The following is a 13,949-nucleotide window of genomic DNA, read 5'->3' on the forward strand; positions in this document are numbered from 1 at the left end:
GCTCGTGGGGCTGGTCCTGTGCAGCAATGCGTCGATGGTTTACTTCGCTTTGGATTCGATCCGTGTGGCAGTCGTCACGACGCTGGCCTGTTCGCTGCTGCTTCAGGCCTGCTATTTCGGCTGCGTGCTCTTTTTCGCGGACGTCGATGATCTGTAGAACTGTTCATTCGCTCCGCAGAGGGCCGGCGAATCCAATCTCTTCCTAAGCCCGTTGGCCGTAATCGAAAGACACGGGGCCGGCGAGTTCGTGCTCAGCTGCCACTGTGCTAGCAAGGGAACGGAATCCAATCCCGGAGCAGATGGCCAGAGTTGAGCGAAGACTGCGGTCGGAGCTCCTGCGCTTCCGGGTCTCCAAGGGGACGACTTTGCGAACCGAAGGGACTTTGAACCGTTGACGTGGCCAGCGTGCGGTAGGTTGGGCCAGCGACAGGGATCCCGGCCGGCCGGGAAGCACCGCCCTCTCAATGTGCGTTGACTTCGCTTCCTTTGGCGAAATGTGGGTAACGGCGAGGGCCGCACTCTTCCCGGGCCGTCGACATTCCCGCCCTTTTGGTGCGTGCGCCGTTAGGCGCGACAATTCGGTGCCCGCGTGTAACTGCGCGCATTCGCCGAAGCTTAGACGTGGTGCATTCCCGCTCGCCCGTTTGGCGGACAGTTCCGGCCGTGCTGGTTTTGCCGCCTAACGCCCGCCGCTCGTCACTGCCACACCCCTCTCCGGCAACGGCTCGGCGCATCGCGCAAGCCGGTTTAGCGATCAGGCCAGGCCCTTCGCGAGTTCCAACGCCTGCCGTTCGAAGAGGCGGCGGTAAATGCCACCATCGAGATTGATCAGGGCGGCATGATCGCCGTCCTCCATGATGCGGCCACGGTCGAAGACGAGCAGCCGATCGAGCGAGCGGACCGTCGACAGCCGGTGTGCGATGACGAGTGTGGTTCGGCCCACCATCAACCGATCCACCGCTTGTTGAATGAGCACCTCGGATTCCGAATCGAGGCTCGATGTGGCCTCGTCCAGAATAAGGATCGGCGCGTTCGCGAGGAAGGCGCGCGCGATCGCCACGCGCTGGCGCTCGCCGCCGGAGAGCTTCAAACCCCTTTCGCCGACCAATGTCCCATAGCCCTTCGGCAGGGGCGCGATGAATTCGTGGGCACTTGCCAGTCGTGCCGCTTGCTCGATCTCGGCCTGGCTCGCGCCAGGCCGGCCATAGGCGATGTTCTCGGCAAGCGACCTGTGAAACAGGATCGGCTCCTGCTGCACGATCGCGATCTGCGAACGAAGGGACTCTTGGGTCACCTCCGAGACGTCCTGACCGTCTATCAGGATCCGGCCGCCGCTCAGGTCGTAGAGTCTCTGGATCAGCTTCACGAATGTTGTCTTGCCGGAACCGGAGGGTCCAACCAACCCAACCCTTTCGCCAGCTTCAATCGACAGCGAACATTCGCTATAGAGCGGCAGGGGATGGTTGGCGTAGCGGAAGTGGACGTTCTCGAAATCGATACGGCCGTTCGTGATCCGGATCGGCTTGGCCTCTGGACGATCGGCAACATCCACCTGCTGATTGTGGATGGCCACCAGTTCTTCCATATCATTAACCGAGTGCTGCACGTTGCGGACATGCATGCCGGCATCACGCAGATAGCCCTGCAGGACGATGAAGGACGTGAGAACATATGCTATCTCGCCCGGCGTTGCCTGTCCATGCGACCACAGAAGCAGGGCATATCCGACCACCGCCACCCTGAGCGCAACCAAAGTTACGCCTTGGGTTGAGCCGATGATCGTTCCGCGCACCCAGCTCCGGCGCGCGCGGTGCCGCCATTTCGTCATGATATTTGCAAGCCGCTCGTCTTCGCGAACCTCTGCGCCGAAGCCCTTGACCACAGCGTTGCAACTGACCGCGTCCGCAAGCGCGCCGCTGAGCCTTGTGTCCCATCGGTTGGCAAGGCTCGCCGCTGGCGCGACATAGCCGAGCGACAGCGAAATCGAAAACGCAAGGTAGACGAGAGAGCCGCAAGCAAAGATCACGCCCATGACCGGCCAGTGCCAGCCGAGCAGCACCGTCGAGCCGATCAAGATGACAAACGACGGGAGCAGCGTGACGAGTATCGTGCTGTTGAGGAGGTCGAGCGCCCACATGCCGCGCGTTATCTTGCGCACTGTCGAGCCGGCGAAGCTGTTTGCATGCCAGTCTGTCGAAAAGCGCTGCACATGATGGAACGCTTCGGTCGCGACGTCGGAAATCATTTTCAACACCAGGTCGCTCAGGCCAATGAAGGCGACGTGGCGCATGGCAATGCCACCGAGTGCCAATGCAATCGGTACAGAGAATGCTGCAACAGCTGAATCCGAAGCTGGTGCTGCCGCATTAGCAGCACGAGAAACAGCGTCGATGAGTCGGCCAGAATAGAGCGGCATCAACACGTCAGCCAGCGTGGAGGCGAGCATCGCGGTCATGATGATCGCGAGCCGGGCCGGCTGCCTGTTCCAGAGGCGAACAGTGAAGGCGAAAACGTCGCGACAAGTGGCGCCGCGCCCATGGACGGGGAAACGTCTCATAGTTTCCAAGCGGGCGCATCAACACGCTCGGTCCCAAAGACGATAAAAGACAAAACTGGAATTTCGACCTCCCCCATAACAGCATCAATTTTGGCGGGCAGCTCTTGCCGCCTCACGACGGTGAGTTCAAAAGTCGTGCCAACTGAGCGGGAACATCCGAAGGACAAATTCAGCAGGTTACCGAGCCTGGAGAAAGTCAGCCGCCATCCAGTCGATACGATTGCTACGGCTGCTCAACTCGGGAGATTGGAAAAGAAGGTCGATGTATCGATTGAATTTTGAGCTTGTTCTTGCCTCGATCAAATAAGTACAGTTGCAATGCAGCTTTCTCAGGCCCGGCACTTAGGTGCTGATTTCAAAAGCGCGCCGCGAATACTTTCCTGCCCATATTCCGTCAATCGAATGCTCGACTGTCGGATTGTGCGCTCCCCGACACAGTGCTGTCGGTTCGCCTCCTGGGTACCTCCCCCGTCGATTGACGACCTGAAGGAGAAGCTTCGCTCGCAAGCTGGCACGACTCTTGAGGGTACTCCAGGTGGCGGAAGGAACTCCGGCTCGAGTCCCGTTGACTTCGGATGTTGCGAGGCTGGGTTGGAGCAAACTGTGCACCAATGAGAACGCAATGAAGGAGACATCATGGAACTCCGGCGGATTGCGGTGGAGTTAGACCTATTCCTCAAGATGACTGATGATGTCGCTCAATCCGAACAGTTGTTCGAACTGTTGTCTGCGTTTGCGCTGAATTTCGATTGCCCGTGGATTGCCTATGGGCCGCTCGCATCAGAGAGGGCTTTCAAGCCGAACCGGGAGGGTTCTGTGGTGATGTGGAATTATCCTGCTGAATGGCAGGAGCGCTACTCGAGAATGGGCTATGCCAAAATAGACCCCCTCATCAAGAAAGGTCGAAAGGAGGCGGGACCCTTTCGATGGAGCGAGGTGTATACTGATGAAAACATAACTGAAGATGGACGCCGCGTCTTGGACGAAGCAGCAACATTCGGCTTGAGGTCAGGCGTTACCGTCCCATTACATGGCCCTGGTGGCAGCTTTAGGTTTGTGAGTTTTGCTCAATCCTCGGACTGCGAATTGCAGAATAGAGCGATCACCTACCTGCAAATGGCCGCGCTGCGGTTTCATCGGATGGTTACGAAGTTCGACACTACGACTGCGTCGGAACGAGCTCATAACCTGTCTCCGAGAGAAATAGAGTGCATTGATTTGGTGTCACAAGGAAAATCATCTTGGGAAATAGGAACTATTTTAGGCAGATCACGAAATACGATAGATTTCCATTTAAAAAATGTAATGCGGAAGTTGGATGCGACCAGCAGAACGGTAGCTGTTGTAAAAGCTTTGAACCTTGGGATTATCCAACCGCCGTAGGTGCGCAGCTAGTTCTCCGCCCGTAGTAGCGCGCGTGATAGCCGAGACGCTCCGGCGTGCGCTCGCTCTTCGAAGCACCCAGCGCCTCGTCCATCTCGGCCTCGAGCACCTCCTGCATCACGGCGCGAATCACCTCGTGCAATCCATCCGGCTTCGAAAGCAAAATGTCGTTGACGCTGCTACGGCGGATTTATCTTCAGGCTTGGTCCTGGTGGCGATGCTGAGTTCGCTTCGCTGAGATTGGGCGGTCATGACAGGGTGGTGTTCAATGTCACCGATTCCTGGAAGAAATTACCATCCGTATTAAGCGACTGACGATGAGTGATGTGTGTCCAAAATCTGACAGCTGTCAGAAAACATTTCGGGTTCAATACAGCGGAGCGTCTTAGCCCTGTCGGGCTTTTCGAAGCCTATCTCGCAGTAACTGCGCGCCAGGCGCACTAGCTCGGCCTTTGCTGGTCGATGTGCGGCAATATAGTGTGAGGGCTGACCCGCATGAGAACACGGAACTCGCTCGATGAAGGATGATCGACGGCATCCAGAAAGCTTCTCTCCGGCGGGTTCGAGGGTGCTGCGCGCGCATCTCGGCGACGGGCCAGCGACCAACGGTTGAGGCTACATCTCCGGAGCGAGTGATGCCTCGAAAGATGCAATGCTGTCTCTGGTCCGACGCGCTGGAAGTTTGTGAAGGGTCGGCCCGGCAAATCGGTGAACCGGGCGGCTTAGGCTGCCAAAAAGGGTAGATGTCTGCGTTGCCTCGGTAGATCAGCAGGCGGTATCAGAAAGCCAAAGGCACACGCACACCATCGTGGCGCTTCGCAGGAAGTAGATGGGAGTAATCACCAGTGATTTTACCGGAACTTCGCTCAGCAAACACAGCCGGCAGGGTTTTGGAGATAACGACGACCACGGGATGCGTCGTAGGATGTTCATATTGTCCCCAGGACAAGTTCGCGGTCCGGCAAAGAAAAGTGTCTCATGCGAGTCATCTGGATCTTGAAGATTTCAAGCGGTGTCTGGCCCGCGTACCGACTTCCGTCGACATTGGTTTTGCGGGATACTCCGAACCTTGGCTCAATCCGGACTGTACCGAAATGGTGGAGCACGCCTTCGCCAAAGGCCATGGCATCAGGATTTTTACGACGCTGGTGGGAATGAACGGGCAGGACCTGCAGCGATTGCAAGCCTTGCGCTTGGGCGTATTCGTGGTCCATGTTTTCGATGACGGCACCTACATGAACAGCCGCCTGGTCGGAGACAAGTATCGCGATCTGGTTCGTCAACTCGTCGACGCGGACATCCCCTTGATCCGATTCGTGGCCTTGGGCGAGCCCCACCCAGATATAGCCGACATTATTCCTACCGAAGCCCTGATAAAAGCGCGGCCGGTGAGCAGTAGGGGTGGAAGCGTCGACCCTAAGATCGTTGCACCACGTCAGCCAGTGGTCGGAGCCCTAACCTGCGTGGACGCACGACAGTATCGGAATGTTCTTCTTCCAAACGGCGACGTTACCCTGTGCTCTATGGATTTTGAACGGCGTCACGTATTGGGCAACCTTCTATATGAGGGTTACTCCGCTCTGTTTGAAAAGCCAGTTTTTCGCGAAATCGTCGACCGCATGAATGGAGCAGATGGTTTTCTGCTTTGCAGGATGTGTGAATTCGCCGACCCAAACGACCGGACCTGAGTGCATGCCGGCCGAGAGGGCGTGCCTGGCAGTGCGGATGGCCCCACGACAGATGCACCTGCCCGCGACGCCATCGTGTTTTCACGTTACGCCAGTATGTTCCTGTAGGCGCGGCAGTGGGCCTCGAGCATTTCGGAGACGAGCTCATCGAAAGGTCTTCGCCTTCCAACCGAGCTTGTCGGCCTGCCTAGCTTGAGGTAACGCCGATCACAGGTCAACCATCGGTCGGATGGAAACAGTGTTAGTCGATCCCGATCAGAGCTTGATTGCTTACTCACGGCTCACCTCGTCAACGCCTTCACCCTCCCGGACGATCTCCTTTTCGACTCGCCTGAAGGCAGCAGCCCAGCTGCGGCCGGGGATGGTTGCCGTCGCGGTAGTGGACGTTCTCGAAACCGATGCGGCCCTTCGCCAGCGCGTCTCCCGGTTGCTTCCGCCTGGCCTACGAACGGGCTTTCCGTCAAGGGGGTCCACGGCGGCCCCGCCCTCTTGATCCGGCGGCTCGGGCCAGTCATCGCGCAAGAGATCGGAATCCGCATTCTTCTCAAAGAGAGCGTGGCTTTCGCTGTGTCATCGGTCATCAAATAGTTTCTTGAATCAGGTTGGTGTCCGCAGCCCGAGGTTGAACGGCGAATATTGATGACCGCCGCGAAGCCGCTCGCTCGCTACGGCGCTATTGAGGAGCGCGCTCGCGAGCGGCTTCGCTACCGCCGAGCGACACAACCTCTGGCGACGCGACCCTGCTGATCTCCTTGGACTCATTCATTTGTCCGGAGCGCTATGGGCAGCGAAGGGTGGGTACGTCAACTACCTGATGCCATAGTAGCGATGCTTTCGCGGAAGCTTTAGAAGCCATCCTGTTGCAGCACATTCGAAAGCATCCGAATGGAGGGCAACGCAACCCAACAATATTTGATGAGGATGCCGGCATCACCAGACCAAACCCAGACCAAACAAAGCTGCCTCCGGCATTCTGCTTCAACGTTAAGCGACGAACATCTGCCGCAAACCACTAGCCATTAAACAGCTCTCTTCTTTGAAAGACTATGTGCAGAGGACTTGATATGGACACCGACGCTTTCACGGCTCATGAATCTAACGTTCGTCGTTATTGCCGGGCGTTCCCCACCGTCTTTACGAAGGCCCTTGGGGCGACGATCTGGGACGAGACGGGTAAGCCCTTTATCGATTTCCTGGTGGGTTCCGGCGCACTCAACTACGGGCACAACAATCCGGATATTATGGCGCCAGCGATTGAATATCTCGTCGGTGAGAACATTCTTCTGTCGCTTGATATGCATACGGCGGCAAAGCGTGACTTCATTGAAGGGTTCGTCGATTGGATCCTGAAACCCAGAGGCCTTTCGTACAAGATTCAGTTTCCCGGGCCGACCGGCACGAACGCCAACGAAGCGGCGCTGGCGCTGGCGCGAAAATACACCGGCCGCTCGAGCGTCATGGCCTTTACGAATGCGTTCCACGGCATGTCGCTCGGCTCTCTAGCGGTGTCGGGCTCGGCCTCAACCAGGGAACTGGGAGGCGTCGCTCGCCACGATGTGATCCGTGTTCCCTATGACGGCTATCCGAGCCAAGCTTTCGATTCCGCCAGTTACATCGACAGCGTTTTGAGCGACCCGGGGAGCGGCATAGAAAAGCCTGCCGCAATCATTCTGGAGACCATCCAGGCCGAAGGCGGCATGAACGCCGCATCCGCAGCTTGGCTCACGGAAATTCAGCGCATTTGCCGTACGCACGGCATTGTTTTTATCGTCGACGATATTCAGGCGGGTGCGGGCCGAACTGGCGATTTCTTCTCATTCGAGTCCGCGAAAATCGAACCGGATATTGTGTGTCTTTCCAAGTCCCTAAGCGGTTCAGGTAGTCCGTTGTCCATCGTTCTGATTCGACCCGACTTGGACATATGGAAGCCCGGAGAACATAGCGGGACCTTCAGAGGCAACAATTTCGCCTTCGTGACGGCAGGAGCCATGTGCAAGATGTGGTCGGATAGGAAATTTACTGCAGGTGTCGAGCGGACAGCCGTCAGGCTGCAAACGCACCTCGATCGCCTGGTTGCGAAATTTCCAAGATACATCGAACAGAAGCGCGGCCGCGGTCTGATGGCCGGCCTGAAATGCCGTTCACCGGCAGTTGTCGGCCGCGTGCACGATGTCGCATTCGAAAATGGCCTTCTTATCGAATCCTCGGGGCCAAATCGCGACGTTATCAAAGTCCTCCCACCGATAACCATCACCGATGCCGAACTCGATCGTGGCATCACCATCCTTGAACACGCACTACAGGAGCAAGACAATGCCTAGTCAGATATCTCAAGTGCCAGCCATCTCGCCGGTTTCGATCAAAGAACGGACCGGGTCGATCAACACGGCGGAGATCATCTCGGTCCTGAAAGGTGAGCTCACCGCTCTGCACATCAAGCAAGCTTTCAGCACCGAAGTAGCCGAGGAGATCACTACGAACTTTATTGGAAGCTCTGGTCTCAGAGAGCGTAAAGATGGTGTGCCCGGACAATATGTCGGCGCATCTCACTACAGGAAGGATGCAGCCACCTATTTCGCAGACGCCGAAAACGCGCGGCCGTACGTCGATGCCCTTTTTAAGAATTTGGTTGACCCGGTTCGAGCAGTATTCAGGGCGTTGAAGCGAGAGCTTCACAACCAGGGAATCGAATTGCGGCTAGCCCGTTCCGAACACGGCCAGGCCAATGTTTGTCGCGGCCTCAGTTGGTCGGGCACAGGCACATTTTCCTTGGATCCCCACGACGACGTCGCTCAAGTCTTACGTGCTGGCGATGATTACGAGCTTTCTGCGGTGGCGCACAATACGGTCGCAGCGCTCAACCTCTATCCCAGCATGCCTGAGGAAGGCGGCAATCTGAAGCTCTGGAGCCACAAGCCGACGGTTGCGGACCGGATATCGCAAGGTGTGGAGACCACTGGATATCCCTATTCGGCAGCCTATCTGGAAGCCGTCCCTTGCCGCGAGTTCGAGCTCAAAACCGGGGATATCGCCCTAATCGATGGCGGCTTCGTTCACGGGGTTACCGGTCAATTAGGCGACGGAAAGCGTCGCCTAGTGCTGAATTGCTTTTTCGGATTTGCGCGGCCTGATCTTGTTCTCTGGTGGACGTGACGTTGGACCTCGCAGCGATCGACTGGCTTGGGCCGTGAGTTGGCGTGGCCAGGCGTGTGACTGCTCATGCTGCCGTCATACAAGCCGAACCTCGAACCGATTGAAATGGCCTTCGCCAGACAGTTTGGGCTGATGCCTTTGCAGGCTACAATTCAGGACTCGCCCTATGAAGAAGCAGTTTACTCCTACAAACGATGTAAGCCTCGCGATCTTTGATCGTCTTGAGTCTGAGGTGCGGAGCTACGTCCGTGCGTTCCCAGTTCTGTTCGATCGAGGCGTCGGCACTGCCCTCATAGCTACAGACGGTCGGGAATACATCGACTTCTTGGGAGGCGCGGGAGCCTTGAATTACGGGCACAACAACCCAGCCTTCACGCGGGCGTTGTTGGACTACATTGCGCGCGACGGAATTGTGCACGGGCTCGACCTTGCTACGACCGCCAAGAAGGCCTTCATCGAAGCTTTTGAGCAGTTTATTTTGAAGCCCCGCGGTCTGTCTTATAAATTGCAATTTACTGGCCCCACAGGTACGAACGCGGTCGAGGCGGCTCTGAAGCTAGCTCGCCAAGTGACCGGCAGGTCAAACATCGTTTCGTTTACGAACTCGTTTCACGGAGTCAGCGCTGGGGCGTTGGCGGCAACCGGAAACACGAAGTTCCGAGATGCTGTCGGCTTTCCCCTCGCGCACGTGACATCGTTGCCGTACGAGGGCTATCTCGGCGCTTCAGACACGATCGAGTATTTCGAGAAGCTTCTCGATGATCCTAGCAGTGGTCTCGGCAAACCCGCTGCGGTGATCCTAGAAGCAGTGCAGGGCGAAGGCGGTGTCAATGCTGCTACCGTTGAATGGCTGCAACGGCTGCGTGATCTGACCTCTCGGCACGAGATCCTGATGATCCTCGATGATATTCAGGCTGGTGTCGGTCGCACAGGGAAATTCTTCAGTTTCGAGGCGGCTGAGATCGTGCCGGACATCGTTACCCTGTCAAAGTCGTTGTCTGCAATTGGAACGCCTATGGCCCTTGTCCTCATGAAGCCTGAACTTGATGTCTGGACGCCGGGTGCGCACACCGGCACGTTCAGGGGCAACAACTATGCTTTCGTCACTGCTCGTGCGGCCCTTGAGACTTACTGGTCCGACTCCAAGTTTGAAGATGAGATTGCTCGCAAATCAGCCATCTTGGCTCAAGAACTCAAGTCGATCGCAGACGACTTCCCCAGCCTTGCTCTGAATGTCCGAGGCCGCGGCTTGATGTATGGACTCGTATCACCAAAGCACCACTCATTGCCGGGGCTCATTTCCCGGGAAGCTTTTCGTCGCGGCTTGGTGATCGAGATCGCTGGCTCGTATGGTGAGGTGCTCAAGTTCATGACAGCCCTTACCATAACCGAGGCTGAACTGCGCCGTGGTCTGTCGATCGTACGCGACAGCATTGGCGCGGTGCAGGACAGCATTTCAGCGGAGTAGGCATTCACTCAGTCCCCCCTACCCAGTCTGGGCTTATCAAGCAAAGGAAATTCCGCTTTAGACGTATGCGATTGTATGGAGACGGACAGCAAAAATGGACACTCGGAGAGCTCAAACAATGGACACCGACCGCTTGACGTGATCGAACGACAGTACGGCATGTGCAAATCAATACACACTTCTTGCTCGTTGCAAGATGAAGGACGACGTCCAGGGCCGGTGAAACCGGTATTCTAATATATTATATAAGTAAGATGGTAATATTGCTGGTTTATCACGAGCGAAGACGAACGGTACACAACACATTAGAAATTAACTTGTATAAGAGGTCCGGTATTTCTTATCCTTTCTGATGAAAAATAGAACGGATTTTGTGCGACGTCGAAGTTTGGCGAGACGAGTGTAAGGCGCGTTCGCGAACCTTACACCGTTACGTTCTGAAGGAGTTGAGATCGTGAGTGATATGACAGCCCGAGACGATGAGATAAGCCTAGCCGAACGCGTAACGCAGCATTTGAAACCGCATTTATGGGCAAAGGCCAACCGGCTCCTTATCCGTAAAGCAATCAGCGAATTTGCACACGAGTTGCTAATTGCTCCTCGACTCCAGCGAATGGAAGGCGACTGGGGGAAGTATGTGCTGGAAAGCGAGACCCCTGGGTTGGAGTATTGGTTCCAGGCTCGGCGCCTCCTGCTAGATCACTGGCAAGTGGACGCCGGCTCTCTGGAGAAAAGGATTGAGGGCAGGCCGGCCCCCCTGGATGCGCTTGATTTTGTTATTGAGTTCAGCCGCCATCTTGGCATAAAGGAAGAGATGATGCCGGTTTACCTGCAGGAGATCAGCAGCACGCTGTATGGCAGCGCGTACAAGCAGGCCAAAACAGAGATATCCGCCGCAGAACTGGCTTTTGCCGATTACCAGATCGTTGAGGCTGGCATGACGGAGGGCCACCCGACCTTTATCGCGAATAACGGTCGCATTGGCTTTGACGCGCTCGACTATAGTCGCTATGCGCCGGAGGTGGGCAGTTCGATAAGACTCATATGGCTGGCCGTCCATAAAGAAATGGCAACGTTTAAGTCCATTTCAACGCTCGACTACGACCTTCTCATGCACGAGGAACTCGGTCGACAGGCGCTGGAACAGTTCGACGCAGCGTTGCGTCAAAAGGGACTAAACTCGACCGATTACATCTATATGCCAGCGCATCCTTGGCAATGGTTCAATCGGCTCTCAACTATCTTCGCGGCGGATATCGCCAACCGGCACATTGTCTGCCTAGGCCAGGGGAAGGACATATATCATGCCCAGCAATCGATCCGCACACTTTTCAATATAAGCGATCCGCATAAACGGTACGTGAAAACGGCGCTGTCGATACTTAACATGGGGTTTATGCGCGGCTTGTCACCGACACACATGCTGGCGACGCCCGCCATCAACGAATGGTTGAAGAATTTGCTCGACAGTGACTCCTATTTAGCCGCCAACGGCTTCAGCATCCTTCGCGAGGTCGCGACGATTGGCTATCGCAATCGTTGTTTCAACACCGCCCTCAAGAAGGACTCCCCTTACGAGCAGATGCTTTCTGCGCTGTGGAGGGAAAGCCCCCTTCGGCAGTTGAAAGAAGGGGAACGTCTGATGACAATGGCGTCGCTGCTTCATGTCGATTACAATGGTGAAGCACTCGTGACAGCCCTCATCAATGCCTCGGGGTTAGACGCCGCCGCTTGGCTACGCCGCTATTTTGAATCTTATCTGGCGCCGCTTCTCCACTGCTTTTATGCTTACGATCTAGCGTTTATGGCACATGGAGAAAATATAATTCTAGTTATGAAAGATCACGCTCCGACGCGAGTTATCATGAAAGACATTGGCGAGGAGCTTCGTATTCTAGGCGGAGATCTCAACGTGCCGGAGGAGATTAAGAGGATCTGCATTCAAGTAAATCGCGACATGAAGCACGACTTCATTTTCACCGACGTTTTCGACTGCTTCTTTCGTTACTTGGCTGTAACACTCGAAGAACATCTTGATTTTCCGTCGACACACTTCTGGCAGCTCGTAAGCGAGTCCATCCTTGGCTACCAGACGAAACATCCGGAATATGACGAAAAATACAGGCAGCATGACCTATTCGCTCCAGAATTTCTGCGACGATGTATGAATCGACTGCAGATACAAAAAAACCAGCAAATGGTGGACTTCGGTGATCCGGGAGAATACCTGCACACCGTCGGCACGCTGAAGAACCCACTGGCGGGCATTCGCAAAGTGACCAGTGCAGGTTAAGCTTGAAGGAGGCGCGTATTTTAAATGAACAATGTAGTTAGCCGGTTTTGGGCCAATACCATACCCCCCCCTTGGGGTAAGCAACCCCTTGCGTAAACGCCGCCGCAGCATGTTGCGCGTATCAGGCGCCCGCTCACCAGCGCGTCGCCTGCTTCCATTCTGAAAGGAGGCGCCTAATTTTTTTATCGCCTTCGGGCCGGCTTTCCAGGTGCCGTCAACACTGACACGGTTAGGCGCCCAAAGCTTGATTTGTGTAGACCTCGCTACCTTAAGCATAAACCTCGTCGAACGCCTTCAATCAAGCACTGCGGCCTTGACGCTCATGCTAGGAGATCATGGCCGCGTTGGAGGTAAGTGCGGCTCTAACTTATGGCTAGAAGGGAGCTTCTCATGTACATTCTAGAAACGCCGCGCCTAATCCTAAGGCCACCGTCGCATAGCGACGAGCTTCTTCTACATGAGCTTCATAGCGATCCATTTGTGGTAAATGCCATGTGGGATGGAGTCTATCCGACCCGAGAGCAATCGAAAGCTAAACTACAACAGTTCATCCATCATTGGCAGAGCAATGGTTTCGGCTTATGGATGGTGTTCGTAAAAGGCGAAGGCCAAGTCGGAAAATTCGCAGGCTACTGTGGATTGATGTACAGTGGCCCGTATCTGCCCGAAGATCCCACTAATGTGGAAACCGTATCGTGCCTCCACCTTGCGTCTTCCGGTAAGGGGATCGCCGCAGAGGCCGGCAGGGCAGCGATCCAGTTTGCTTTCGAGAACCTAACGCTCGAGAAGGTCACTTCATTCATTCGCCCAACGAACACGCGTTCGCTTCGGAAAGCACCGAAAGTAGGCCTTCGCTATGTAAGAGACCGGGTCTACAATAACGTAGTTATGCGATATTTTGAAGTGACAGTCTTGACTGCTGTAAAAATCGAAAAAGTCGTCGTTATCTCTTGTTAGTATCATTGTTTCTCGGAAGACGGTGATGCAAGAAACCGTAGGCGAGCGCTGCTCTCGCCCTACGAACTTGCAATCATTCACACCGACGCACCGGCGTGTCCGGAGATGCATGTGCCCTGGAATTGAGAGCTTGTCGGTTCAGAGATAGTTCAGATGGGTCGCTCGGTCTCGCTTCGGGCATGCCCTCGACCGATTTGGCGATCAAATCGCTCCGTTACAGACGGCATGATGTGGAGCTGCCGCGCCGTAAGTGACCATATCTCAGGCGGTAGGAGGAGCGCTTTGCTGAAGAAGCCCATCACACTTGGTACCTTGATGGGGAGTTGCGTGGTTTTCGATTATATCGTCGTGGGTGGTGGCTCCTCTGGATGCGTGATGGCGAGCAGGCTCTCCGCCTATGGCGCTCGCGTGCTGCTCATTGAAGCTGGCCCTGATACGCCGCCGAATGCC

The 13,949-nt window shown here is 55.7% G+C and carries 10 protein-coding genes and 1 pseudogene; 9 read left to right on the top strand and 2 right to left on the bottom strand.

Annotated features, from left to right (window positions below; genetic code table 11):
* The first annotated feature begins 34 nt into the window (after nucleotides 1-34).
* Entirely contained in the window at nucleotides 35-157 is a 123-nt protein-coding gene (locus ENZ75_RS00005) for an exopolysaccharide production repressor protein (RefSeq protein WP_127248688.1), read from the top strand.
* A gap of 597 nt (nucleotides 158-754) precedes the next feature.
* On the opposite strand, the gene ENZ75_RS00010 is transcribed toward ENZ75_RS00005, so the two are convergent.
* On the bottom strand, nucleotides 755-2,557 hold the full coding sequence (locus tag ENZ75_RS00010; RefSeq protein ID WP_063169366.1) for an ABC transporter ATP-binding protein: 1,803 nt from the start codon (nucleotides 2,555-2,557) through the stop codon (nucleotides 755-757).
* Here ENZ75_RS00010 and ENZ75_RS34205 point away from each other — a divergent pair.
* Nucleotides 2,537-2,839 (top strand): hypothetical protein, encoded by a 303-nt coding sequence (locus ENZ75_RS34205; RefSeq protein WP_127262113.1) that lies wholly within the window; start codon nucleotides 2,537-2,539, stop codon nucleotides 2,837-2,839. The two genes, ENZ75_RS00010 and ENZ75_RS34205, sit on opposite strands and share 21 nt — an antisense overlap.
* 354 nt (nucleotides 2,840-3,193) lie before the next feature.
* Nucleotides 3,194-3,940 (top strand): LuxR family transcriptional regulator, encoded by a 747-nt coding sequence (locus ENZ75_RS00015; RefSeq protein WP_063169365.1) that lies wholly within the window; start codon nucleotides 3,194-3,196, stop codon nucleotides 3,938-3,940.
* Between the two features lie 16 nt (nucleotides 3,941-3,956).
* Here ENZ75_RS00015 and ENZ75_RS00020 read toward each other — a convergent pair.
* A pseudogene (locus ENZ75_RS00020) lies at nucleotides 3,957-4,192 on the bottom strand (transposase); the annotation flags it as partial.
* A 719-nt stretch (nucleotides 4,193-4,911) separates the two neighbouring features.
* Between ENZ75_RS00020 and ENZ75_RS00025 the strand changes: the two are divergent.
* From ENZ75_RS00025 to ENZ75_RS00050, 6 genes are all read left to right on the top strand, one after another.
* Nucleotides 4,912-5,628, top strand: a complete 717-nt coding sequence (locus ENZ75_RS00025; RefSeq protein ID WP_224571099.1) for an SPASM domain-containing protein — start codon at nucleotides 4,912-4,914, stop codon at nucleotides 5,626-5,628.
* A gap of 1,064 nt (nucleotides 5,629-6,692) precedes the next feature.
* Nucleotides 6,693-7,949, top strand: a complete 1,257-nt coding sequence (gene ectB / locus ENZ75_RS00030) for a diaminobutyrate--2-oxoglutarate transaminase (RefSeq protein WP_063169362.1) — start codon at nucleotides 6,693-6,695, stop codon at nucleotides 7,947-7,949.
* A complete protein-coding gene (locus ENZ75_RS00035; RefSeq protein WP_063169361.1) occupies nucleotides 7,942-8,781 on the top strand; it encodes a hypothetical protein in 840 nt (279 codons plus the stop codon). The genes ectB (ENZ75_RS00030) and ENZ75_RS00035 overlap by 8 nt, the downstream gene beginning before the upstream one ends.
* A gap of 166 nt (nucleotides 8,782-8,947) precedes the next feature.
* Complete coding sequence (gene ectB, locus ENZ75_RS00040; RefSeq protein ID WP_063169360.1) at nucleotides 8,948-10,249, top strand: diaminobutyrate--2-oxoglutarate transaminase; 1,302 nt, start codon at nucleotides 8,948-8,950, stop codon at nucleotides 10,247-10,249.
* A gap of 463 nt (nucleotides 10,250-10,712) precedes the next feature.
* Nucleotides 10,713-12,542: an IucA/IucC family siderophore biosynthesis protein gene (locus tag ENZ75_RS00045; protein WP_245481116.1), complete on the top strand. Its 1,830-nt coding sequence runs from the start codon at nucleotides 10,713-10,715 to the stop codon at nucleotides 12,540-12,542.
* Nucleotides 12,543-12,932: 390 nt separating this feature from the next.
* Entirely contained in the window at nucleotides 12,933-13,499 is a 567-nt protein-coding gene (locus ENZ75_RS00050; RefSeq protein WP_158515808.1) for a GNAT family N-acetyltransferase, read from the top strand.
* The last annotated feature ends 450 nt before the right edge of the window (nucleotides 13,500-13,949 follow it).

Origin of the sequence: Mesorhizobium sp. M7A.F.Ca.CA.002.04.1.1 (assembly GCF_004022805.1) — a bacterium.
In the GTDB taxonomy this organism is placed as follows: Bacteria; Pseudomonadota; Alphaproteobacteria; order Rhizobiales; family Rhizobiaceae; genus Mesorhizobium; species Mesorhizobium ciceri.